This is a genomic window from Nesterenkonia sphaerica, assembly GCF_005771565.1.
Taxonomy (GTDB): domain Bacteria; phylum Actinomycetota; class Actinomycetes; order Actinomycetales; family Micrococcaceae; genus Nesterenkonia; species Nesterenkonia sphaerica.
Genome location: NZ_VAWA01000003.1, coordinates 23,435 through 47,057 on the forward strand (window position 1 = coordinate 23,435; position 23,623 = coordinate 47,057).

The 23,623-nt window shown below is 65.4% G+C and carries 24 protein-coding genes; 7 read left to right on the top strand and 17 right to left on the bottom strand.

The annotated features are described in order from the left end of the window. Window positions 1–13: 13 nt before the first annotated feature. From FEF27_RS03030 to FEF27_RS03045, 4 genes are all read right to left on the bottom strand, one after another. A complete protein-coding gene (locus FEF27_RS03030; protein ID WP_138169369.1) occupies window positions 14–1,519 on the bottom strand; it encodes a DEAD/DEAH box helicase in 1,506 nt (501 codons plus the stop codon). Window positions 1,520–1,527: 8 nt separating this feature from the next. Continuing rightward, complete coding sequence (locus FEF27_RS03035; RefSeq protein ID WP_138169370.1) at window positions 1,528–1,761, bottom strand: DUF3107 domain-containing protein; 234 nt, start codon at window positions 1,759–1,761, stop codon at window positions 1,528–1,530. A gap of 90 nt (window positions 1,762–1,851) precedes the next feature. Further along, window positions 1,852–2,484, bottom strand: coding sequence for a TetR/AcrR family transcriptional regulator (locus FEF27_RS03040; RefSeq protein WP_138169371.1), 633 nt, complete (start codon window positions 2,482–2,484; stop codon window positions 1,852–1,854). 40 nt (window positions 2,485–2,524) lie between these two features. Continuing rightward, the gene (locus tag FEF27_RS03045; protein WP_138169372.1) at window positions 2,525–3,382 is read right to left on the bottom strand and encodes a PHP domain-containing protein; all 858 of its coding nucleotides are present in this window, start codon (window positions 3,380–3,382) and stop codon (window positions 2,525–2,527) included. 61 nt (window positions 3,383–3,443) lie between these two features. On the opposite strand from FEF27_RS03045, the gene FEF27_RS03050 reads away from it, so the two are divergent. Next, window positions 3,444–4,988 (top strand): aminopeptidase P family protein, encoded by a 1,545-nt coding sequence (locus FEF27_RS03050; protein WP_138169373.1) that lies wholly within the window; start codon window positions 3,444–3,446, stop codon window positions 4,986–4,988. A gap of 68 nt (window positions 4,989–5,056) precedes the next feature. Here FEF27_RS03050 and lhgO read toward each other — a convergent pair whose 3' ends face one another. Next, entirely contained in the window at window positions 5,057–6,418 is a 1,362-nt protein-coding gene (gene lhgO, locus FEF27_RS03055) for an L-2-hydroxyglutarate oxidase (RefSeq protein WP_341805633.1), read from the bottom strand. 191 nt (window positions 6,419–6,609) lie between these two features. On the opposite strand from lhgO, the gene FEF27_RS03060 reads away from it, so the two are divergent. The 3 genes from FEF27_RS03060 to FEF27_RS03070 all read left to right on the top strand — a co-directional run bounded on the left by FEF27_RS03060 (window position 6,610) and on the right by FEF27_RS03070 (window position 10,224). Next, entirely contained in the window at window positions 6,610–7,662 is a 1,053-nt protein-coding gene (locus FEF27_RS03060) for a TAXI family TRAP transporter solute-binding subunit (protein ID WP_138169374.1), read from the top strand. Between the two features lie 151 nt (window positions 7,663–7,813). After that, a complete protein-coding gene (locus FEF27_RS13275) occupies window positions 7,814–8,158 on the top strand; it encodes a DUF1850 domain-containing protein (RefSeq protein WP_166429890.1) in 345 nt (114 codons plus the stop codon). Next, window positions 8,155–10,224 (top strand): TRAP transporter permease, encoded by a 2,070-nt coding sequence (locus FEF27_RS03070; RefSeq protein WP_138169376.1) that lies wholly within the window; start codon window positions 8,155–8,157, stop codon window positions 10,222–10,224. The genes FEF27_RS13275 and FEF27_RS03070 overlap by 4 nt, the downstream gene beginning before the upstream one ends. A gap of 51 nt (window positions 10,225–10,275) precedes the next feature. Here the strand turns inward: FEF27_RS03070 and FEF27_RS03075 are convergent, their stop codons facing one another. The 4 genes from FEF27_RS03075 to FEF27_RS03090 form a co-directional block, all read right to left on the bottom strand. Beyond that, on the bottom strand, window positions 10,276–10,767 hold the full coding sequence (locus tag FEF27_RS03075; protein ID WP_138169377.1) for an Lrp/AsnC family transcriptional regulator: 492 nt from the start codon (window positions 10,765–10,767) through the stop codon (window positions 10,276–10,278). Between the two features lie 14 nt (window positions 10,768–10,781). Further along, window positions 10,782–11,666, bottom strand: coding sequence for a carbon-nitrogen hydrolase family protein (locus FEF27_RS03080; RefSeq protein WP_138169378.1), 885 nt, complete (start codon window positions 11,664–11,666; stop codon window positions 10,782–10,784). Continuing rightward, window positions 11,663–13,459: a flavin monoamine oxidase family protein gene (locus tag FEF27_RS03085; protein WP_208009631.1), complete on the bottom strand. Its 1,797-nt coding sequence runs from the start codon at window positions 13,457–13,459 to the stop codon at window positions 11,663–11,665. The genes FEF27_RS03080 and FEF27_RS03085 overlap by 4 nt, the downstream gene beginning before the upstream one ends. A 644-nt stretch (window positions 13,460–14,103) precedes the next feature. Next, window positions 14,104–15,219 (bottom strand): general stress protein, encoded by a 1,116-nt coding sequence (locus FEF27_RS03090; protein WP_138169379.1) that lies wholly within the window; start codon window positions 15,217–15,219, stop codon window positions 14,104–14,106. Between the two features lie 33 nt (window positions 15,220–15,252). On the opposite strand from FEF27_RS03090, the gene FEF27_RS03095 reads away from it, so the two are divergent. Continuing rightward, window positions 15,253–16,383: an Mrp/NBP35 family ATP-binding protein gene (locus FEF27_RS03095; RefSeq protein ID WP_243728998.1), complete on the top strand. Its 1,131-nt coding sequence runs from the start codon at window positions 15,253–15,255 to the stop codon at window positions 16,381–16,383. Between the two features lie 98 nt (window positions 16,384–16,481). Then, window positions 16,482–17,240: a sulfite exporter TauE/SafE family protein gene (locus FEF27_RS03100; protein WP_138169380.1), complete on the top strand. Its 759-nt coding sequence runs from the start codon at window positions 16,482–16,484 to the stop codon at window positions 17,238–17,240. A gap of 8 nt (window positions 17,241–17,248) precedes the next feature. On the opposite strand, the gene FEF27_RS03105 is transcribed toward FEF27_RS03100, so the two are convergent. Further along, a complete protein-coding gene (locus FEF27_RS03105; RefSeq protein ID WP_138169381.1) occupies window positions 17,249–17,734 on the bottom strand; it encodes a twin-arginine translocase TatA/TatE family subunit in 486 nt (161 codons plus the stop codon). A gap of 19 nt (window positions 17,735–17,753) precedes the next feature. After that, window positions 17,754–18,596, bottom strand: coding sequence for a hypothetical protein (locus FEF27_RS03110; RefSeq protein WP_138169382.1), 843 nt, complete (start codon window positions 18,594–18,596; stop codon window positions 17,754–17,756). A gap of 96 nt (window positions 18,597–18,692) precedes the next feature. Between FEF27_RS03110 and FEF27_RS03115 the strand changes: the two genes are divergently transcribed. Continuing rightward, the gene (locus FEF27_RS03115; protein WP_138169383.1) at window positions 18,693–19,334 is read left to right on the top strand and encodes an O-methyltransferase; all 642 of its coding nucleotides are present in this window, start codon (window positions 18,693–18,695) and stop codon (window positions 19,332–19,334) included. On the opposite strand, the gene FEF27_RS03120 is transcribed toward FEF27_RS03115, so the two are convergent. From FEF27_RS03120 to FEF27_RS03145, 6 genes are read right to left on the bottom strand one after another with little or no spacing between them, the layout of a single operon-like run. Next, a complete protein-coding gene (locus FEF27_RS03120; protein ID WP_138169384.1) occupies window positions 19,335–19,505 on the bottom strand; it encodes a DUF3117 domain-containing protein in 171 nt (56 codons plus the stop codon). It abuts the gene before it with no gap. A gap of 56 nt (window positions 19,506–19,561) precedes the next feature. Continuing rightward, a complete protein-coding gene (locus FEF27_RS03125; protein ID WP_138169385.1) occupies window positions 19,562–19,885 on the bottom strand; it encodes a DivIVA domain-containing protein in 324 nt (107 codons plus the stop codon). A gap of 48 nt (window positions 19,886–19,933) precedes the next feature. Continuing rightward, the gene (locus tag FEF27_RS03130; protein ID WP_138169386.1) at window positions 19,934–20,866 is read right to left on the bottom strand and encodes an undecaprenyl-diphosphate phosphatase; all 933 of its coding nucleotides are present in this window, start codon (window positions 20,864–20,866) and stop codon (window positions 19,934–19,936) included. 48 nt (window positions 20,867–20,914) lie between these two features. Continuing rightward, window positions 20,915–21,691: an SIR2 family NAD-dependent protein deacylase gene (locus FEF27_RS03135; RefSeq protein ID WP_279526777.1), complete on the bottom strand. Its 777-nt coding sequence runs from the start codon at window positions 21,689–21,691 to the stop codon at window positions 20,915–20,917. A gap of 34 nt (window positions 21,692–21,725) precedes the next feature. After that, the gene (locus FEF27_RS03140; protein ID WP_138169387.1) at window positions 21,726–22,610 is read right to left on the bottom strand and encodes an ABC transporter permease; all 885 of its coding nucleotides are present in this window, start codon (window positions 22,608–22,610) and stop codon (window positions 21,726–21,728) included. After that, entirely contained in the window at window positions 22,610–23,599 is a 990-nt protein-coding gene (locus tag FEF27_RS03145) for an ATP-binding cassette domain-containing protein (protein ID WP_138169388.1), read from the bottom strand. The genes FEF27_RS03140 and FEF27_RS03145 overlap by 1 nt, the downstream gene beginning before the upstream one ends. Window positions 23,600–23,623 lie beyond the last annotated feature (24 nt).

Sequence of the window (23,623 nt, forward strand, 5' to 3'; positions counted from 1 at the left end):
AGCGGGCAGCGGCTCAGCTGCCGCCTTCGGAGCCGGAGACCCTTCTGCGGCGACGACGGCGGCGCTGACCGCTGCCGGTACCCTCGGAAGACTTCTGCTGTGTCTGGGGAGCGGATTCACCCTCGGCGGTACGGCCGGATCCGCTGCGCCGACGGCTGCGGTTCTTTGACCCGCCGCGCCCGGAACGGCCCTCGCCCCCGCGCCCGGAGGTGGACTTCTCCCTGCTGGGCCCGCCGAGGTCTTCCAGCTTCTCGCCCTCGAGTCCTTCTTTGGAGCGCTGGTGCCGGGGCAGCCGGCCCTTGGTCCCCTTCGGAATGTCGAGATCCTCAAACAGGTGCGCCGAGGAGGAGTAGGTCTCCACCGGTTCCGGGATGTCCAAGCCGACCGCTTTGTTGATGAGGCTCCAGCGGGGCATGTCCTCCCAGTCAACAAAAGTGACAGCCGTGCCCTTCTGGCCGGCGCGTCCGGTCCTGCCGATGCGGTGCAGGTAGGTGTTGTCGTCCTCCGGGCAGACGTAGTTGATCACGTGGGTGACATCGGTGACGTCGATGCCGCGGGCGGCGACGTCGGTAGCCACCAGCACATCCACCTTGTCATTGCGGAAGGCGCGCAGCGCCTGCTCCCGCGCACCCTGGCCCAGATCTCCGTGGATGGCGCCGGCGGCGAACCCGCGGGTCTTCAGCTCTTCAGAGAGCTTGTCCGCCTGACGCTTGGTACGGGTGAAGATAATGGTCCGCCCGCGGCCCTCAGCCTGCAGGATCCTGGCGATCATCTCATCCTTGTCCAGCTGGTGCGCACGGTAGACCACCTGCCGGATGTCCTTCTTGGTCACCCCGGCGTCGAATGGGTCTGCGGCGCTGATGTGGGTGGGCTTGGTCATGAAGCGCCGCGCCATGGACACCACGGGGCCGGGCATCGTTGCCGAGAACAGCATGGTCTGCCGGACCTCAGGGACGTAGGAGAGCAGCTTCTCCACATCGGGCAGGAACCCGAGGTCGAGCATCTCATCCGCTTCGTCCAGCACCACGATCTTCACGTTCTTCAGGTTCAGGTGCTTCTGCCGGTGCAGGTCGATCAGCCGGCCGGGGGTCCCAACCACCACTTCGACACCAGCGTTGAGCTGTTTGATCTGCGGCTCATAGTCGCGCCCGCCGTAGATGGTGGCGATGCGCGCACTGAGTTTTCCTCCGGCGGCGGCGATGTCTCCGGCTACCTGAACTGCCAGCTCTCGGGTCGGAGCCACGATCAGCGCCTGGGGCGCCCCTGGGCTGGGCAGTTGGTCAAACTCCGGGGTGCCGGGCGCGGCGATGCGCTGCAGTGCGGGAATGCCGAAGCCGAGGGTCTTCCCCGTACCGGTCTTGGCCTGGCCGATGATGTCGTTTCCGGCCAGGGCGATCGGCAGCGTCTCCGCCTGGATGGGGAAGGGCGTGGTGATGCCTTTCTCGGCCAGCGCCTCGACGATCTCGCTGCGGACATTGAAGTCCGCGAAGGTCAACGTGTTTGTTGAAGTGTCTGTCATTCGTTCTTTCACTCAGCGACGGCGGCGAAACCCACCGTCTGTTTGGTGTCCGAACCGATCTCCACGTATCCGATGGAGGCCACCGGGACCACTACGGTCTTGTCGCGGCGGTCGGTGAGGGTCAGCAGCGGCTTGGACTTCTCGATCGCTTCGGCGACAGCCTTCTGAACATCCTCTGCGGAGGCCTCAGTCTCGACGAGGATCTCGCGGGCAACGTTCTGGACTCCGATGCGTACTTCCATGCCACTCCTTGGTTCGGGTTCGGCGCCGCCAGCATGTAGGAAAAGAGCACGACGACGCCGCATTTCGGGTCTCACTGCTCATCCTACCTTTTACCAGCTCTCCGACTCCTTAGGGAATCCGGAGATTCCTCTCCAGGCCAAACGAGCCGTCAGCTGCGCTGAGGTCTCCAGGTCGGGCCTCTCGGACAGCTTTGACCAGTGCCGGGCCGCGGCGGTGGCCATGCCCAGCAGACCATGACCGAGCATGGTGGCCTCAGCCATCGGCTGTCCGGTGTCATCAGCGATGACCTCTGCGATAGCCCCGGCCATGACGTCGTGAAACCGCTCCAGCCGCTCGGTGACGTCGTCGTCATTGTCCATCCCGGAGGAGAAGATCAGCCGGTAGGCCTCATCCTTGCGGGCGATATATTCGTAGAAGGCGGTGATGGTGCCGGAAACCCGCGCCTTGTTCGTCTGCTCCTGCGCCAGCACGGTGGTGAGTTCGTGCTGCAGCTGGCCCAGGTGGGTGTCCAGCAGATCCAGGAAGAGCTCATGTTTGCCCGGAAAGTGCTGGTAGAGCACCGGTTTGGACACCGCGGCGGCCTCAGCGATGTCATCCATGGACGCGGAGTGGAACCCCTTGGCGACGAATACCTGAAGCGCGCACTCCAGGAGCTGAATGCGGCGCTGTTCGCGCGGAAGCCGTTTGGCTCTGGAAGGTTCGGACACCGGTGCCGTGCTCATGGGTGAAAAGTGTAGAGCACCTTGTGGCCCGCAGCACCCGCTACCGCGGCAGTGGTCCGGTGGCTGCGCTGCCGGTGCCCAGCTCCAAGATGCGCACCAGCTCATCCGCCGCAGTGGTGTTCTCCCCCAGCAGGTTCGGCTTGCCCCGGGCGCCGTGGTAGTCGGAGGACCCGGTGACGATGAGATCGTGCCGGGCGGCGAGGTCCAGCAGCAGCTGACGGCCGGGTTCTGGGTTGTCCCGATGGTAGACCTCCACTCCGGCCAGCCCGGCGTCCACCAGCTCCTCCAGCTCTGCCCGGCTGAGCGTACCGCCGCGTGTGCCGGCCATGGCGTGGGCGATGATCGGGACTCCGCCGGCGGCGCGCACCCGCTGGACCACCTCCACCGGGTGCGGATTGTCCTGGTCCACGAAGTACTTGGTCCCTCGGTGCAGGTACCTGCGGAAGGCCTCGCTGCGGTCGCTGACCACGCCGGCGGCGACCAGGGCATCGGCGATGTGCGGGCGCCCGATGGAGGTCTCCGCCTGCACCTGCTCCAGCACCAAGTCCCAGGTCAGGGGGAAGGCTTCGGAGAGCCGGTCACAAATGCGCTTGGCCCTCTCGACGCGCCCTCCGCGGGCGGCCGCATTGATCTCCAGCATCCCCGGGTGCTCAGGATCATGGAGGTAGCTGAGCATATGCACACTAATCTTGGAGGTCTTGGAGGTGATCTCCATCCCTGGGATGAACGCCACCCCCAGTGCGGAAGCCTGCGTGCGCGCCTCTTCCCAACCGGCGCTGGAGTCGTGGTCAGTCAGTGCCAGACCGGCCACTCCGGCGCGCGCAGCCTCAGCCACCACATGCGCCGGCGACTCGGTGCCGTCAGAGACCGTGGAGTGGGTGTGCAGGTCAAAGCTCATCTGATTACTGTATCCAGCCCACCTCCGTGCTGACCGAGAGCCGGCACTTAGACTGAAAACCATGACTTCTGACGAGCACACCAGCCAGGACACCCAGCAGCTCCAGGACCGGGTCAACAACCGGTCGCAGCGCCCGCAGTCGGCGGCCTTCAAACAGTTCATGGCCGCCCATTGGGCTGAGTCGTCCACAGCCACCCACTCTCCCGATGCGGTGGCTGAGTATTCTCCGCAGCGGCGTCGTGCGGTCTCCGAGCGGTTCTCCGGGGAGCGGGTGGTCATCCCAGCAGGCCCGCTGAAAGTCCGGTCCAATGACACCGACTACCGCTTCCGGCCGCACTCGGCGTTTGCGCACCTGACCGGATTGGGCGTGGACCACGAACCCAACGCCGTGTTGGTGTTCGAACCCGTGGAGCCCGGCAGCGGGGACGACGGAGGCGACCACGAGGTCACGCTGTACTTCAAACCGATGGCCGGCCGGGACACCGAAGAGTTCTATGCGGACTCCCGCTACGGCGAGTTCTGGATTGGGCCGCGCCCGGGGCTGGAGGAGTTCCAGCAGCGGCTGGGGATCCGCACCAAGGATCTGGGGGAGCTGGAGCCGGCAGTGACCAAGAATGCCGGGGCGGTGGAGATCGGCGGGACCCGCATCAGGCTGCTGCGCGAAGTGGATCTGAATGTGGAGGCGCTGGTGGACACCTCCCGGGTCAACACCGGGGTGGACCTGGAGGCCTCCGACGCGTTGGACGCGGAACTGACCGAGTTCTGCTCGGAGCTGCGCCTGGTGAAGGACGATTGGGAGATCGCGCAGATGCGGCACTCGGTGGAGGCGACCATCGCGGGATTCGACGATGTGGTCCGGGCCCTCCCCCGTGCGGTGGGACACGACCGCGGAGAGCGGATCGTGGAGGGGGCGTTCTTCGCCCGGGCCCGGCTGGAGGGCAATGATCTGGGATACGACACCATTGCCGCCTCAGGCAATAATGCGACCGTCCTGCACTGGATCCGCAACCATGACCGGATTGAGCCCGGCGAGCTGCTGTTGCTAGATGCCGGAGTGGAGGCGGATTCGCTCTACACCGCGGATCTGACCCGGACCATTCCCGTCTCCGGGACCTTCAGCCCGGTGCAGCGGCGGGTCTACGAGGCAGTGCTGGCCGCCGCAGACGCGGCCTTTGCGGTGGTCAAGCCCGGCATCCGGTTCCGGGAGATCCACCAAGCCGCGGTGGCTGTGCTGGCCGAACACTTGGATGAGTGGGGCCTGCTGCCGGTGCCATTGGAGGAGGCGCTCTCTGCCGAAGGTCAGCACCACCGGCGGTGGATGCCGCACGGGACCAGCCACCACCTGGGGCTGGACGTCCACGACTGCGCGCAGGCCAAGCGCGACCTCTACTTGGACGGGATTCTGGAACCGGGCATGATCTTCACGATCGAACCAGGGCTGTACTTCAAGAATGAGGACCTCGCCGTGCCGGAGAGCTTCCGCGGCATCGGGGTGCGGATTGAGGATGACGTGCTGGTCACCCAGGACGGCGCGGAGAACCTCTCGGCTGCGCTGCCGCGGACTCCGGATGCGGTGGAGGCCTGGATCGCCAAGCTGCAGGGCTGAGGACCGCTGCAGGATTGAGAAACGGCCGCACACCCACGGCCCCGCCCACCCGCGCGGACATCCAACACTTACCCAGAGCGTTCCTCGCCCAGCGCCTCGGCGACGATGTGTTCGGCGATTGCCAGTGCGCTTGTGGCTGCCGGAGAGGGGGCGTTGCGCACATGCACCACACGTGCTGAACCCGTGATGACGAAGTCGTCCACCAGGCTTCCATCGGCGTTCATCGCCTGCGCGCGAATTCCCCGATGCCCCCGGGTGACCTCGTCGAGCGTGATGCCGGGCATGTACTGCTTGGCTTCCTCCACGAATACCCGCTTGCTCATCGCGGTGCGGGTCTCACGCACGGCGGCGGGGATGTTGTGGGACGCAAACTTCCAAAAGCCGGGGCTGCGCACCACATCCCACACGTCCCTGGTCTTGAGTCCGAACCTGCCGTAACGCTCCCGACCCAGGGCGAGAAACGCGTTGGGCCCCAGCATGACCTCACCGTCGTAGCGCCGGGTGATGTGCACCCCCAGGAAGGGATACTTCGGATCCGGCACCGGATAGATCAGGCCGTTGACTTGGGCAGCTTTCTGCTTCGCGAGCATGAAGTAATCGCCGTAGAACGGCACGATCTTGGGAAACGCATCGTCACCGCTGCCGCGGGCGAGTCGGTCCGACTGGGTGCCGGCGCAGGTGATCACCTGATCGAAGTGCTCGGTGGTCGCGGGGCCGTCCGCAGCCCCGCGCTGCCGGGCGGTCACCCGCACAGCCCCACGTGTGGAGGACGACGACGCCGCCCCCTCCACAATGCCGGTGACCTCGGTGGACAACCGCACTTCTCCCCCATGGGACGAGATCACCCCCGCCAGCGCTTCAGCCACTCCGGCAAAGTCTGCGATTGCGGTCGTCGGGGAATGCAGGGCCGCCACACCTGCGGCAGCCGGTTCCAGCTCTGAGAGCTCGTCGGGCCCGATGAGCCGGATCCCGGGTACACCGTTTGCCACAGCCCGTTCGTGGATGTTCTTCAGCCGGGCCAGTTCCACCTCATTCTTGGCCACCACGACCTTGCCGCACTCCTGGTAGGCAACTCCGTGCGCATGAGCGAACTCCCGGAGCAGACCCACACCGCGCCGGCACAGCCGTGCTTTGAGACCCCCGGGGGTGTAGTACAAGCCGGCATGGACCACCCCGCTGTTGCGGCCGGTCTGGTGCGTCGCCACCCGGTCCTCCTTCTCGAAGACCACCACTTCCGAATTCGGACGGCGCTCAAGAAGCTCCCGGGCCACGGCCAAGCCGATGATCCCTCCTCCGATGACCGCTGCTCGGCCCACGCTGATCAACCGTCCTTCACGCTCGTATGCAGGTCTCCAGGGCCGCAGCAGGCGCAGCACCCCAGGAGAGATCGTCACGTCAAGGTACGCCGGGTTGCCTGTTGCATGCAACACTGTACGATGTAACGCGCGTCACGACGCATAGGTGATGTTGACACATATGAGAGAACGCCTCCTCAGCGCGCGTGACCGGAGCCAGCCACCACAAAGAGACCGCCTTGCTGAGCCTTCAAGAAGGAGACTCAACGTAAGATGGCTCACGAAACCCCATAAGAAACAACTCGCCCCCAATGAAGAGGAGCACCATGCTAGTCAAGCGAGGACGTTGGACCGCCGCGGGTGCGGCACTAGCTGCCAGTGCGCTGCTGCTATCAGCCTGCGGTGACGATGGCAACGGAGGAACCGAAGGCGCTGATGGTGCCGAGGAGGAGGTCGGCGATACCGACGCCGAATTCCTGACCATTGCCACCGGCGGCTCATCCGGAGTGTATTACCAGATCGGCGCCACCATGGCAGACGTGCTGGCCGAGGAACTCGGCTCAGACACCTCGGTGCAGGCCACAGGCGCATCGGCGGAGAACATCAACCTCATCACCGACGAAAATGCTGAGCTGGCCATGACCATGGGCGACGCCACGGTGCAGGCACTCGAGGGCTCCGGACCGTTCGAGGATGACCCGCGTGAAGGCCTGATGGCGATCATGACCATGTACCCCAACACTGTGCAGCTCATTGCCCGGGCTGATGCTGGCATCGAGTCGGTCGAGGACCTGGCTGGCGCGAATGTCGCTGTCGGGGATGTCGGCTCCGGCGTGGAGCTCAACGCCCAGATGGTCCTCGGTGCCTATGACATGACCTATGACGATCTGAACGCCGACTACCTCTCCTACGCCGAGGCGACCGACCAGATGGCCAACGGGCATATCGACGCGCTGTTCGCGACCTCCGGTCTGCCCAACCCGGCGCTGACCGAGCTGGCCACCAATACGGATTTCATCACCGTGCCCATCGACGGCGAAGGCCGGGAGAATCTGCTCTCGGAGTATGAATTCTTCCAGGAGGCCACGGTGCCGGCGGACACCTACGATGACGACTCCGATGTGGAGACTGTCAGCGTGACCAACCACCTGATCGTGAGCTCTGAGCTCAGCGAAGAGGCCGTCTATGACATCACCGCCACCCTCTTCGACAACATTGATCGTATCCACAGCTCACATGCTGAGGCGGAGAACATCACCCTGGAGACTGCCACTGAAGGCTTGGTGATCCCCTTGCACCCTGGCGCTGAGCAGTACTACGAGGAGCAGGGCGTAGACACTGATGAAGGCAGTGACGAGGACGCCGACGACGAGGAGTAGCCTGACCCGCTCCGGCTTACTCTGCTCGGCATCTCTGCGGAGGCGGCAGCTGCTGCAAGCGGCTGCTGCCGCCTCCGCGCTGGCTCTGGCCAGCAGTTGTGCCGGGAGCCAAAGTCACCGACTCATCTGCCAGCACCAACGCACAGGCGAAGTGTATGCAGAACTGAATATCGACCTCGGGGCGATCATCACCCACTCCTGGCTGCACTCCATCGAATTGTCCCGTTGGACGGACATCTACAGGTTCGAGGCAGAACAGCTGATGCTGATCAGCACTGAATTCGAGGAGTACGGAGCAGGAATGCCACTGGACGAGGGAGACCTCACATACAGAGACGGCAAAATAGTGATTGAGAACATTGACCGTCCCTTCGAGGCCATCGGCTGGATCCACTCGCATCGGGTGGACTACCGGATCGGCATTGATGGCGACACCGGTCTCATCGACACCGACCAGTTGCCCGACCGTGAACCCATAGAACTGAGGCCAAGATGATCCGGGACACTTCGACCAGTGCTGGAAGCCCCGCTGAGCACCCGGAGGAGCGCTCGCCCGAAGGTCCCTCCGACACCGCGTCGCAGGAATCTTTGACGCTGGTGCCAGAGTCCGAGGAGGAGCGGCGGGCCCGGGAGAAAGAAGCCTCGGAGGCCGCGGCGAAGTACGACGCCGAGTCCCGCGTCAGAGACACGCACTGGCGTCCGCTGGCCCTCATCATCAGTGCTGTGGCGGTCTTCACCGCCGTCTACCACATGTACACGGCGTACTTCGGCGCCCCTCCCACGCTTATCCACCGTGCCCTGCACGTCAGCCTCATTCTTTTCCTCGTGTTCCTGGTCTACCCACCCTCGCGCCGGGCTCAGGCAAACTGGTGGCGGATCCCTGACGCGGCGCTGGCCCTGCTCTCACTGGTGCCTTGGCTCTACATCTGGCTCAACTACCAGCAGTTGGTCATCCAAGCCGGCCGGTTCACCGCGACTGACGCCCTCGTGGCCACGCTGCTGGTGGTTCTGGTCCTCGAGGCAGCACGGCGAGTAACAGGCTGGGCTCTGCCGATTCTGGCGATCTTGTTCGTCCTCTTCGGCATGTTCGGCCGCGACATGCCTGGTCTGCTGCGCCACCGCGGCTTCGACTGGGACACCCTGGCCTACCAGTTCTTCGCCACGACTGAGGGGATCTACGGCACCGCAATCGGTGTCTCTGCCACCTACATCATCCTGTTTATTATCTTCGGCGCTTTCCTGGCGAAGTCCGGCATGAGCCAACTGTTCAACGACCTCGCACTGGCGATCGCGGGACAGACTCGTGGTGGGCCCGCCAAGGTGGCCACACTGGCTTCCGGCCTGATGGGCTCGATCAACGGTTCGGCCATCGCCAACGTCGTCTCCACCGGGGCCTTCACCATCCCGCTGATGAAGAAGGTCGGCTACAGCAAGAACTTCTCCGGGGCGGTGGAGTCCTCGGCCTCCGTGGGTGGGCAGATCCTGCCGCCGATCATGGGTGCGGCGGCGTTCATCATGGCTGAGACCATCGGCGTGCCGTACACCACGGTCGCACTGGCCGCCATCGTCCCGGCGGTGCTGTACTACATCAGCCTCATCACCCAGATTCACCTGCGGGCGACCCGTCTGGGGCTCAAAGGGGTCTCCAAGGACAACCTGCCGGCGGTGCTGACCGTGCTCAAGGAGCGCGGACACATGCTTCTGCCCCTGGTCTTCCTGCTCTACATGCTGTTCTTCTCGGGCCGCACTATTCTCTACTCCGCGTTCCTGACCATCCTGGTGACCATCGCCTGCGCGACCTTGCGCAAGACCAGCCGCATGAACCTCCGCCAGATCCTTCAGGCACTGGAGGACGGCACCCGCTCGGCGATCGGTGTCGCCGTGGCCTGCGCCTCAGTCGGTGTCATCGTCGGGGTCGTGACCATCTCCGGCTTCGGAGTCACCCTCGCCTCGGCCATTGTGCAATTGTCCGGCGGCGTGCTGTTCTGGACGCTGTTCTTCACGATGATCGCCTGCCTGGTGCTGGGTATGGGGTTGCCTTCCATTCCGGCCTATATCGTCACCGCCACCATGGCTGCACCGGCGCTGACCACCCTGGGCGTGGAGCCGCTGGTCGCCCACCTCTTTGTGTTCTACTTCGGGCTCTTCGCCAATATCACCCCGCCGGTGGCGCTTGCTGCTTTCGCCGCCGCCGGGGTCTCCGGAGGGCGCCCGATGGCCACCGGCGGAGCTGCGTTCAAGCTCGCCGGCGCCGGGATCGTGATCCCCTATATCTTCGTGTTCAACCCCGACCTGCTGCTGCGCGACGTGGGCTTCATCGACGGTGTCTGGGTGGTGACCTCGGCCATCGTGGCGGTGCTGCTGCTGTCCATCGCACTGGAAGGTCACTTCATGGAGCCGATGGCCTGGTATTTGCGTCCGATCATCGGTGCCGGTGCCATCATGATGCTCAATACCAACCTCCTGTACGACCTGATAGGTCTGGGCATGGTGCTGGCGGTCCTTGCAGTCCAGATGATCAAGGCCCGTCAGAACGACAACTTGCGGATCAAAGCCATCTGACAGGTAGGCGCACCGGCACAGCACAGGTGCGCGAGCGCAGGTCGTCGGGCGTCACACCAGGTGGTCGGGTGCGGTCTCCGGAGTGGGCACCGTAATCGGCCTGCCCTCGAAAAACGTCTGGAGCACCACAGTGGTGCGGGTGTTGACGGAGGCTGACTGGCGGATCTCTCGGATCAGAGCCTCCAGGTCGCGGGGCGTCGGGACCCGGACAAAGAGCATGTAGCTGGCCTCACCGGCCACCGAGTAGCAGGCTTCGATAGCTTCCAAATGCTCCAGCCGCTGCGGGGCGTCGTCGGCCTGGCCGGGGTCCAGCGGCGTGATCTCGATGAAAGCGGAGAGCGGTTTGCCCAGCTCCTCCGGTGACAGCGCCGCGCGATATCCGCGGATCACCCCTTTGGACTCCAGCCGGCGGACCCGGGCCTGCACGGCCGAGACGGAGAGCCCGGCCCGCTCAGAGAGCTGGGACAAGGTGGTGCGGGCGTCCCGGGACAGTTCCCGGAGGATGACCGCATCGACGGGGTCGTGGTTTCCGGGACCTACCATGTGCTCAGGGTATCTCACGTCCGCGTCCGCCAGTCGGGGGCGTCGGCGCGGGCAACGAGGTCGAACCGTCGGTCCCGCAGGTAGGGGTTCTGCTCTCGCGAGGACTCCAACGTCTCACGGTGAACCTCGCCGATCACCAGCTCCTCCGCCCGGTCCGCGCTCTTCACCATAGCGCCGTCGGGCCCGACGAGGCAGCTGAGTCCGCCATAGCGGAAGCGGCTGTCCTGGCCGCAGTAATTGGCATAGGCGAGGTAGACCTGGTTCTCCAGGGCGCGCGCGGGAAGCAGCAGTTGCTGCACATGGTCAAAGTTCTCCATATTCGCAGTCGGGACGCAGATCAGATCTGCCCCCTTGACGGCGAGTGCACGCGCAGTCTCGGGAAATTCGATGTCGTAGCAGACCGCGACGCCCAGCCGCCACCCTCGCCAGCTCACCACGGGTAAGGCCTCGCCAGCGTCCTCACCGAGTTCGGGGGTCGTACTTTCGGCGGCTGGCGCGGGCAGTGGAGGGGGGTCGAACTGTTCGGCATCGACGTCTCCGAAGTAGTGCAGCTTCCGGTAGTTGAGGATCCGCTGGCCGTCGGGGGCAATGAAGGCGACCGCGTTGAACACTCGTCCGGTGGTCTCCTGCTCCGGATACCCATAGATGATGGCGACGTCGTGCTTGTGTGCAATGGCTGCCACCTGCTGTGCCGAGGGGCCGTCCGAGGGTTCCGCCAGCGCACGCGTCTGTGCTCTGCCCAGCACGTAGCCGGTGAGGAACATCTCGGGGAGGATCAGCACGTCGGCCCCGGCCGCGCTGGCGGCTGCGGCCAGCCGGTCGAGGGTGCGCAGGTTCGGTCCTGGGGCTCCGGTCTGCGGTGGCACCTGGGCAAGGGCCAGGCGGAGGGTGGAGCTCATTCCGGAAGTTCCACGGGACCCCACTCGGGGTACTGGTCCCCTGGTCCGGGATTGTCCGGGTGCGTGCCTCCGCCGAAGTGCCGGAGGATGCCCCACACGGCGTTCAGGGCCGTCTGCACCGCACCTTCAGCCCACGCTGGGGTGAAGGAGATGCTGTCCCCGGCCAGGAAAATGCCACGCTCCGCCTCCGGCATATCATCCTGCATGAAGTGGCCGTACATGCGGTGATTGTAGCGGTAGTGCCCCGGCAGCGCGCCTTTGAATGCGCCCAGGAAATAGGGGTTGGACTCCCAGGAGACGGTCACCGGCTCTCCGAGGATGTGCGCACGGAGATCCAGGTCCGGGTAGATCTTCTCCAGAGCGCGGATGGCGAGCTCGGCGCGCTTCTCCGCGCTGTACGGCAGCATCTTGAGTGCGTCGGACATCCATGAATAGGTCAGACAGATGACCCCGGGCTGCTCGGGTCCGTTGTCGAACAAATACGTCCCGCGGGTCAGCCGATCGGTCAGCGTCATGCTCATCAGCTGGCGGCCAGTCTTCGGGTCGATCTGCTTCCAGAACGGGCGATCCACCACCACGAACGTTTTGGAGGACTGCATGTAGCGGGTCCGGTCCAGGGCCATCCACATGCCTTGGGAGAACAGGTTCTCGTCGCAGTCAATCTCTGTGGTGAGCAACCAGCTCTGACAGGTCGCCAGAACTGCGTCATAGCTGCGGACCTCCCCTGTTGTTTCGGTGACGGCGATCCTGCCTTCGGCGTCACGACATACGGAGGCCACCGCCCCCCGAGCTCCCGCGCGGGAATGGGGTGTAGATCCGGGCTGCGGGCTGGGAGCGGCGTCGACGGTGGACGCGTGCAGGCTGGCCAGCGAGGTGCCTGGCGGCCAGTGGGCGCAGTCATCCGCTCCCCGGTGCCACAGGCCCACTGGCAGCTGCTCGACCCCTCCGATGACGAGTTCCTGGTCAGTGTCACATTCGGTGACGACGACCCGGAGGATCTCGAGCATGGAGTTGGCGAAGTCGGAGTCCCACCCTCCGGTGCCGAATCCGACCTGGCCGAAGACCTCCCGATGCCGGAAGGACAGCTCGGCGAATTCCTCCGCCCGCGAGACGAATTCGTAGAAGCTCGTGTCATCCCATCCGGCGACGATCTTATTCCACAGCTGCTTCAGCGTCTGGGCGTCCCGGTTTCGAATGGCTTCCTGCAGCCCGCCGAGGTCGAATTCCCGCTGCAGTGCCGCATCCCATGCCTGCGCCACCTCTGCGAACAGCGCTGGAAGATCGGAGAGGCTTTCGGCGTACCAGGTCTGGCCGCCGAGATCGATCACTGTGCTGCCGGCCGCCTCAGTGAGCGGGTTCGGGAAGGGTGCGGTGCGCAGGCCCAGAAGCTTGAGGTAGTGGAAGAAGCTGGTCGAAGAAATCGGGAACCGCATGCCGCCGAGCTCAGCAACGACCTCGCTACTGGCGGTGCCCCCGGCGTCTTGGTGAGCCGATGGCATGGGGAAACGTTCTGATCTCAGCCGCCCACCCAGCCGCTCAGCCTCGTAGACCACCGGGCGCAACCCCAGACGCATCAGCTCGTAAGCCGCCACCAAACCCGCGATTCCGCCGCCGATGACGGCCACTTCCTTCCCGTGCGCCGCAGCCGGGAGTGCCCCGAGCCCTGCAGGGTGCTCCAGCCAGGCCGCATAGTCGAAGGGGAAGTCCGGGCCGAACACCGTGACCGGCCCACGGCCCGGGGCGTCTGTGAAATCTGCGTCCGCCGGTCCCATGACAGTAGATTTTGTTGTCATTCTATGATCTTACCGGAATTTATTCCGCCGATGAGGAGAATGGCCCCGGGCAGCGGCGGAGGCACTCCTAGGGGTGCGGCGGCAGCAGATTCTTGGACAGCGGCGACGCCAGGGTCGAGGCCGTGCAGGATACTGAGTAGGAGGCCGCGCTGGAGGCCGGAGGTGCCACGCTCACCGGCGCGGCTCCGGCATCAGGGCAGTCTGCGAGCCCTCGACCGTGGGCGCTCTGACCGTCCAGGCTGCCGGCGAGGGGTCGAGCGGCACATCGGATGGGACACCACCGTCATGAACCGCCCGGCATCCCATCCGATGTAGCGCAAAGGCGCCCCCAGAGGCGTCAAACGCAACAATCGATGGGATACATCTCCCGCTCAGCCCTGCGTGTCCCATAGGATTGCCCGCCGCAGGGCAGGGGCAGGTGCCCTAAACGCCGAGACACCTGGGCTCTGAGACACCTAGACGCCGAGACGCCCAGACGCCCAGACACCTAGGCCCTGAGATACCTGAGCTCTGAGGCTCCGGGATGCGGAGAGCGCAGTCTGACTCAAGGCTGGCCCAGGCCGGACTCACAGCGCAGCAGGGCCACCGTGCTGGGACGAGACGGGACCCCAGCGGACGCACCGGCAGCGCTGCATCGGCGGACCTCAGGCCCGGGAGTTCTCCTCATCAGCAGTCGACGTCTGCTCCGACCGGCGGCCTGCGGAGCCCTCAGCGGACTCCTGAGCTGACTCCTGAGCGGAGTCCTGATCCTGGGTGTCCGATGCGCCGTCAGCTTCGCTCCCAGTGGTGTCCGTACCTTGCTCCGGGCCCGAACCGGGATGCTGCCACTCTGAGCCGGACTGCGGCGCTGGGCTCTGTGTTGGGGTGGGGGCCGATTGCTGCGCATCCTGCAGCCGCACCCCGTACCGAGGCCTGCCATCGGGCTGCTGCCACTGCTGGGCGGCGCGGCTGCGGTCAGCGTGGTCGACGCCTTCCGGGGTGTCCCCCGGGTGCTGCTGGGTGGCTGCCGCGCCATGTGTGGTGGCCACGCCCGGGGCGGGGCCGCGATGCTGCGGCTGAGCCGAGGCTGGAACTTGGCCCGGGCCCTGAGGGTGGTGCTGACCCTGAGGCTGGTGCTGATTCGGAGGCTGGCCCGGGCCTGCAGCATGGCTCGGACTAGCGGAGGGACCTCCGGAGGAACCAGCGGGCGGTGGTACTGCGGCCGGCGTCGCGGGGCCCTGGCCAGCCTGCCCGTGCTGGGCCATGCCGGGCGGGCGCCCGGTGGGGTCATTCAATGCGTTCAGGCTGGTGACCCCCGCCCCGGCCACCAGTCGGCGCGCCTGCTGAGCCACCTGGAAGTCGCAGACCACGTCATAGGTGGTCGCAGTCAGCTGGGAGGCGGAGACGAACCCGCGGGTTCCGCGCCGGGCGGCGAAACTCACCACTCCCACAATCATCCAGATCGCCATACCCATCAGCACAGCCATCGCCAGGTTCAGCAGCGGAGCCTCCGGAGAGAACAGCATCAGCAACAAACCGATGAAAGCGCCGAACAGCGCCCCCTGCAGCGCTCCCGTGCCGGCCACCCGCGGGTAACTGAGGCGGCCGCGCACCTTCTCCACCGACCGCAGATCATTGCCCACAATGGTCAGCGTCTTGACCTCGAAGTCGTGGTCGGCTGCCAGGTGATCCACCACCTTCTGCGCGTCCTCATAGGAGCGGTAGCGCCCCAGCAGTTCGCCTCGGGGCAGGGCACCAGTATGCAAGGGAAGAGTCGCCATGGTCTCTATTGTGCCCCCTACTAGACTGGTCAGGTGTCCGAATCCGCTGCTGCCGAACGAGTGCGCCGTCAGCTCGACGACGTCTTAGACCCTGAGCTCCGCGTCCCCGTCACCCAACTGGGCATGATCGGTGAGGTGGAGGTCGACGCCGCTGGAACCGCCGAGATCTGGGTCAAGCTCACCACCGAGGCCTGTCCGATGCGCAGCAGGATCATCGACGAGGTCAGCGCCGCCGCCGTGCGCGCCGCGGGCGTGCGCACCGCTGAGGTGCACTTGGGGGTCATGACCCCCGAAGAGCGCGGCGCACTGAAGGAGCAACTGCGTGAGGGCCACGGCGCAAAGGTCAACCGCTTCGCCCAGCCGGACTCGCTGACCCAAGTCTACGCCGTCGCCTCCGGCAAAGGCGGGGTCGGAAAGTCCACCGTCACCGTCAATCTGGCCTGCGCCCTGGCCACCCAGGGGTTGAAGGTGGGGATCATCGATGCCGATGTGCACGGGTTCTCCGTGCCCGGCCTGATGGGCATCACTGACAAACCCACCCGGCTCGACGAGATGATCCTTCCCCCAGTGGCCTTTGACGTGAAGACCATCTCCATCGGCATGTTCGTCGAGGGCAATCAGGCAGTGGCGTGGCGGGGACCCATGCTGCACCGTGCCGTGGAACAGTTCCTCACCGATGTGCACTTTGGCGACCTCGACGTGCTGCTGCTGGATCTCCCCCCGGGGACCGGGGACATCGCCATTTCGGTGGCCCAACTGTTGCCCGGCGCACAGCTGTTGGTGGTCACCACCCCGCAGCACGCAGCAGCCGAGATCGCTGAGCGGGCCGGAGCACTGAGCACCCAGACGGGGCAGACGCTCGCCGGGGTTATCGAGAACATGGGACCCATGACCCTCCCGGACGGCACCGTGCTGGACCTCTTCGGCTCCGGGGGCGGACAGATCGTGGCGGACCGGCTCAGCGAGCAGCTCGATACCGAGGTGCCCCTGCTGGGTTCGGTGCCGTTGGATCCTGCCCTGCGGCAAGCAGGCGACGACGGCGCCCCGGCGGTGATCTCCACCCCAGACTCCCCCGCAGGGAGGGCTTTGCGCGAGGTGGCCGAGCGGCTCGGAGGCCGCGCCCGCGGCATCGCGGGGAAACAGCTGCCCCTGACCTTGGCCTGAACGGATAGGCTTCCTTTGCACTGGTCATCACCGGGGCGAAGGAGATATCACCCCAGCAGTCCGGCATGGCCTGGCTGCACTGAGGGAAAGGACGCTGAGTGGCGGAGCTGATGTGGGTCTCACTGGCCATCGTGGCCCTGGTGTTCGCCACCTCGGGCATCCAGCGTGTCACCGGCTCCGGGTTCGGACTCATCCTCTCGCCATTCGTGGTGCTGCTCATCGGAGCCCACGAGGGCGTCATGCTGGCCAACTTCCTCTCCATCTTCGCCCCCATCTTCGTGATGTGGCGCACCTGGCGGCTCATTGAGTGGCGGCGGCTGATGTGGATCCTGCTGCCCGCCTTGGCCGTGATGCCGCCAGCAGCATGGGTTTCGGTCCACGCCCCTGAAGGTGTGCTCTACGTCGCAGTCGGCTCGCTGGTCATCTTCGGGATTGCGGTGTCCCTGGTGATCCACAGAGTGCGGCTGACCCTCGATGGGCCGCTGGTCCGAACCGCTACCGGTGCCGCTGTCGGTGCCGGGACAGTGCTGGCAGCGGTGGGCGCGCCGGCCACCGCTATCTATACGGTGCTGGCGCGCTGGTCCATCCCGGTCATGATCGCGACTGTGCAGCCGCTATGGCTGGTGGTGTCGGTGGTCTCCTTCGGCACGAAGTGGGCCATCGACGACGGGCAGCTGCCGGAGCTGCCGTGGTGGGCGTGGCTGGGCTCAGTGATCGCGATCGTCGCAGGAATGTACGCCGGAGAGTGGGTCCAGCGGCACATGAATGAGTCTCGGCTGCGCCAGGCTGTGACGGTGATTGCGCTGCTGGGCGGGATCCTGGCTCTCGTCATGGGGATCCGCGCCCTGGTTGGCTGAGCGTACCCTCAAGTAGCGTCTGCATCGTACGGGGCGGGTTCTGGCACCCCGGGATCGGTGGCATCTGTGCTGGCCGCGCCTGCGGCTGCAGCTCCAGCCACACCGGCGGCCAACGCCCCTCGACTGCCTGAGCCGCCGCCGAACAGCTCCAACGGGTCAATCGGCTTGCTCGAGCTCCCGCCCGCCACGCGCGCCGCACCCGGCGCAGGCCGAGCTGTTCCTGTCGGAGAGACATCATCGAGCTCATCGGCCAGTGCGTCGCGGATAATTCGCCGGGGATCGTACTGCCGGGGATCGTACTTCTGCCAGTCGACGTCGTCGAAGTCGGCGCCGGTCTCTTCCTTGAAACGGACTTTCGCATCATCAGCCCAGTGCCGGGCCTTCTTCACCCAGCGTGCCAGCGACTGTGCGTACTGCGGAAGCCGCTCGGGGCCCAGGAGTACCAGGGCAAGCACGATGAGGATGAAGATTTCGTAGACATTGAAGCCGGGCACAGCTCAACTTTACCGTGTGCTACCCCGCGTCAAACCAGGTGAGGATTTCATCGAAGCCGCGCTCAAGGCGGTCTGCAGGCCCGGGCGCCGAGTCCGACAGATGCACCCGCGACCGGTCGGTGATCATCACCCATGACGCGAGGTCTTCGGCTGCGGCGGGGTCCAAGCTCGCAGAGATGAGGTACCGCACATGGGGAGTCTCCACACCGGCGGCCCACGCCTCCGACTCCTCGGAGATGTAGAGGGTAGACTCATGCCCGGTGCTCAGCTCCACCGCTTCCATTCGAACTTGGCTGAGCTCGACGACGTCGTCGAGCTTGTCACGAAGCGGGCTGAGGTCACGCTCACCGGTCTCAGCCCGCGTCTCGGCGACACTGATGACGTCCGTACCGTCGGAGAAGTGGACGTGGACAGTGCGCTCACCCCCGGCGGAGCTGGTGCGCACCAGCTCCGGGCTGAACCCAGAGCGGTCCAGAAAGGGCACCGCCCAGCCGAATGACTTCAGGTCGTTGAGCTGTTGCACCGGGATCTCCACCACGGCACCAGCGTCCTGATCTCCCGGACGCACAGCCGCCGCTTCGCTGAGCATACTCTCCGGAGCCTCAGGCGGTTGGACTGCGGAGACCGCCTCCGTCTCCGCATCACCTGAGGTCACCGGTGGAGACTGCCTCGGCTCAGGCGGCAGCAGCTCCTGAACGGAGGCAGTCATCGGCGCTGAGCGTCCACCAACGACCCAGGCAGCGGCGACGATCACACATGCCACCACAGCGATCGACGCCATGAGCACAGCGATGACCCAACCGATGGAGGGGTAAGAACGGGAGCGCGCATGCGGTGCTGAACTGAGAGTCGTCCGAGACATCGCCAATATTGTGCACATATTGGCTGGTATTACGCTTATTTTTCGCTGGGAATGCTGGCGCTTCTGGGGCTCTGCACCGCGATATATGCTTCACACATGAGTACGCCGGAGAAGACCAAGTACGCCAGCTGGGCGTACGCGGAAGAGCACAGTGTCCCTGATGAGCTGGTGGAACGCGCACGCGTCCTCGCAGCGAATGTGGGCACCGATCCCATCTCCGACGGCACTGCCGCGGCGCTGACCACACTTGCCGCAGCCTGCCGGGCCCGCAGCATGGTGGGCATCGGTCTGGGAGCCGGGCTTGCCGGGGCAGCTCTGCTGCGCGGTGCCGCCGCTGATGCCGTATTCACCGGAATCGACGCTGATGCTGACTGCGTCAGCGCGACTCGCCAGCTGCTGGGCAGCCTGGGAGTGGCGTCCTCACGCACCCGGCTGATTACAGGCAAGGCAACCGAAGTCCTGCCCCGGCTGACGCCGGAGGGCTACGACCTGGTGTTCATCGACGCCGCAGGCGAGTCGGCAGTGGACTACCTCAGTCACGGTCTGCGACTGCTCCATCCCGGAGGGACCCTGATCCTCAATGATGCGTTGGACGGAGACCGCGTCCCCAAACCTGCGGTGCGTGAAGCCTCCACTCAGGCGATGCGGCGTGCCGAGGCGCTTTTGCGTGAGGATGATGCGGTGGTGACTGCCATGTTCAGCACCGGTACCGGCGTGCTCGTGGCGGTGAAGAGGTAACTATTCGCCGACTGCTTGGATCAAGCACTGCTTGAGAGATTCGGCTTCCTCATTGTTGATCTCGAGCACCAGACGACCGCCACCGTCAATCGGCACGCGCATGATCAGGCTGCGCCCTTCCTGAGCGACCTCCATCGGACCGTCACCTGTACGCGGTTTCATAGCAGCCATCTGGATTATCCTCTTTCCCTCGTCGTGCCGGTCAGCGTGTACCTGATTATTATCTCTCACTCGTGGGGGATGTCACGACGCGCAGTCTCGCCGGAGTCCTCAGCATCAGGGTCGGGTTCTCCGAGCTGGTCGGCCAGGGCGTCAAGCAGCTGATCCACCTGCTCCATTCGGTAGCCGCGTACGGCGGTGTCGAACTGCACCCGGTGCAGATCGGCTGCGCTGAGGTCCCTCCCGGTGCGCTCTGCAAGCAGCAGTTCAACGGGGCTGCGGCCCCCTGCTGGGGGTTCCTCCGGAGGAGCGGAGGCGCCGTCCCACTTGCCCACCAGCAGGACCACGATGGCGCAGAGGATCACCAGCGCCCCTATGTAGAGCCACATCATGGATTGCAGTCTCCCCTCTGGTCGTGGAGGTGCCGGGCCGCTGCCAGCCTACCGCTGGCTGCCGGTCAGCGAGGCCTCGGGGTCCTGCTCCTCTTCGACGGGGATTTCGTCCACCGGCGGCGGGTCGGCGAGGTCGGGCTGGAAAATGAGGATGAAAATCGCAAAGAGCACCACATAGATCGCGAAGATCCGGAACCTCGCGCGGTACAGCAGGGTCAGCACCATCCACAGCGCGAAGGCGCCCACCACAGCGGCGACGATGAATGCCGCCCAGTAGGCATCGGCGCCGATGCTGAAACCGCCCTGATGTCCCACTAAGCTGCGCGACTGCACCGCAGTGGCCGAGAGGATAGTCGGAATCGCGACGAAGAAACTGAACTGGGCGGCGATTCTGCGGTGCATTCCCAGGGCCAGCGCCGCGGCGATGGTGATCCCGGACCGCGAGATCCCCGGGAACAGCGCCAGCGCCTGCGCCAGGCCGATGACCACTGCGACCATGATGGTCATCTGGGCCGCCCCGCGCCAGGTGTGGGTCACGCTGTCGGTCCACCAGAGTATGCCTGCGGTCACGAGCAGAAAGACCGCGACCAGCCAGGGGGTGGCGAATGCCTCGGTGCCGTATTCGCGGATGAACAGACCCAGCACACCGGTGATCCCCACCACGATCACGCCCAGCAGCATCAGCTTCAGGTGGATCATGTGCCGCAGGGTCCGGCGTCGGAAGACCCAGCCCAGCTCTCGGACGGTACCGGCGATCAGTTTCCGCAGCGGACGCCACATCACCACCGCCACTGAGACCATAGTTCCCAGGTGCACCACCAGATTGAAGAAGATCATCTCCGGGGTGTCAGGGCCCGGGATCAGTGAGCCGGTGTCCATCAGCCAGTGCTCGGCGATCACCAGATGTGACGAAGAGCTCACCGGGATGAACATGAAGAGCCCCTGGATGGCACCCAGGAGCACCGCTTCCCATAACGTCACAGACGAGTCCTCACTTTGTTCGGGTCGGTAGGGGCGGGGGCTGCCGGCTCAGTGGGCCGCCAGTGCCGGCAGCATCTCCCCTGCCGGCCCGCGGAGGCAGAAGTCCATCACCTCACTGATGTCCGACTCGACGGGGTTGACCTCAATCAGCGGGGCACCCCGTTCTAATGCCAGCAGCGGCAGCGACGCCGCCGGCTGAACAATACCCGATGTTCCCGCGACGATCACGACATCCGCTGACCGGACAGCGGCCGACGCCGCTTCAAATGCCTCCATGGGCAGCATCTCACCGAACCACACCACCCCAGGGCGTACGAATGCCCCGCAGCAGGCACAGGTGGGAGGCTGCTCCGGCTCGGGTGGGGCGGTGAACCCGTCATAGTCCGGCGGGGGAAGCTCAGCTGGCTTCCCACACTCTGCGCAGCGGTGCTCGAAGATGGACCCATGCAGGTGGGCCAGCACCTCAGCACCGGCTCGTTCGTGGAGATCATCCACGTTCTGGGTGATGATGCTGAGGACTCCTCCGGCCCCGGCCATGCCCCGCTGCCAGCGGGCCAGGGCGGCGTGCCCGGGGTTCGGCGCCACTTGCTGGATCAGGGACTGCCGCCAGCGGTACCAGGTCCACACCAGCGCCGGGGCGTGCTGGAATGCCTCAGGTGTGGCGAGGTCCTCGGCGGAGAACTCCTCCCACAGCCCGGTCTGGGACTCCCGGAACGTCGGCACCCCCGACTCGGCGGAGATCCCGGCTCCGCTGAGCACCGCCACCCTGGAGGCCGAGCGCACCAGGGCAGCCAGTTCGTCTGTCACACCGCTGAGTACCTGCACGTTCCTCAGCGTACCGGGCGCAACCGGTTGGGGGTCAGGACTTCCGGTTGTAGAGATACATCGACACCGGGGCGAAGACCGCCACGACCACTGCGCTGTAGATGAACACCGCGATGATGCTCCCGGGGTCGTAGACGCCGTCCATGAGTTCCCGCACCGCCGAGACCAACACGCTGACCGGGTTGGCCTCCACAATGCCGGAGAGCCATCCGGGCATGGTGGCGGTGGGGACAAAGATGTTGGACGCGAACGTCAACGGGAAGATGATGGTCATGGAGACCCCCATGACCGCCTCCTCGCTGGGCATCAGCAATGAGACCATGGTCCAGACCCAGGAGAGGCAGAAGCTGAAGACCAGCAGCAGCGCAAACCCGGCGAGCACCCCGAGCAGGCCGCCCTCGGGCCGGAATCCCACCAAGAATCCCACGGCAAGGATGATGGATCCGGCCAGTCCGTAGCGCACCTGGTCCCCCAGCAGAGCTCCCACAAGCTGGGCTGGCCTCCACACCGGCAGGGAGCGGAACCTGTCGAAGATGCCTTTTGAGATGTCCTTGTTCAGCGTGACGCCGGTGTACATGGTGATCATGATCAGCGTCTGGACGAAGATCCCCGGGATGAAGAATTGAACGTATTCGCTGATCGCGGGGCCTCCGGTCTGGCCGGTTCCCGAGACCACCGCACCCATCGCCCCACCAAAGATGAAGGTGAACATTACCGTCATCATGATGGGGAAAATCGTGACGTCGAACAGCTGCATGGGAATGTGCTTGATCTTCAGCAGCGCCCGCCAACCGAAGGTGATCGAGCCGCTGAGCGGACCGGATGGGGTCGGTCGTTCCTCCAGCGGCAGCAGCACTCCCTGGATTCGGGCGGTCTCCGCCGGGCCTCCATGCTCAGTGGTCGTAGAAGTTTGGCTCATCAGGGCACCTTCTCGCTGTCTGCTCCGGCGTCGTCGTTCTGGGTCTGCGCCGGCTTACCGGTCAGCGCCAGGAAAACCTCGTCCAGGCTGGGCTGCCCGTAGGAGAAAGTCTCCACCTCGAGTCCGCTGTCCTCCAGTGCGCTCATGGCTGGCGTGGCGCCATTGCCCTCACCGAGCCGGACGGTGAGCGCGGCGCTGTCCTTCTCCCGGACCACCTGGTTTCCGAGGCTGCGCTCAAGGATCTCTGCGGCGTCTTCACGCTGGGCCGGGTCAGCCAGCCTGACTTTCAGCGCCCCGGCTCCCACCTGGGCCTTCAGCTGCCCCGGAGTTCCCTCGGCGATGACGCGCCCATGGTCAATGACGGCGATGCGGTCGGCCAGCTGGTCGGCCTCTTCCAGGTACTGGGTGGTCAGCAAGATGGTGGTGCCGCCTGCCACCAGGGTGCGGATGATGTCCCAGACCTGATTTCTGCTGCGCGGATCGATACCTGTGGTGGGCTCATCGAGGAACATCATCTCCGGGGTGATGATCAGTGAGCCGGCAATGTCCAAACGGCGCCGCATGCCCCCGGAGTACTTTTTCACCTGGCGGTCTGCGGCCTCTGCCAGTCCGAACGCGCTGAGCAGGTCTGTGCCACGCCGGCGGGCCCCCTGTTTGCTGAACCCCAGCAGCCGCCCCAGCAGGATCAGGTTCTCCATCCCGGTGAGGTCCTCGTCAAGGGAGGCGAACTGCCCGGTCAGGGCGATCCGTTCCCGGACCGCTTTGGGGGCGGTGTAGATGTCGTGTCCGAGCACCTGCGCCTGGCCCGCATCGGGTCGCAGCAGGGTGGCCAGCATGCGGATGACCGTGGTCTTCCCGGCCCCATTCGGCCCGAGCACACCGTAGATCCCGCCGCGGGGGATCGTGAGATCGACCCCGTCAACGGCGAGGTTGTTGCCGAAAGACTTCACCAGGCCATGGGCCTCGACGGCATAGGGGGACTCAGCCACAGCTACCTCTCAGGAAGAACCGTC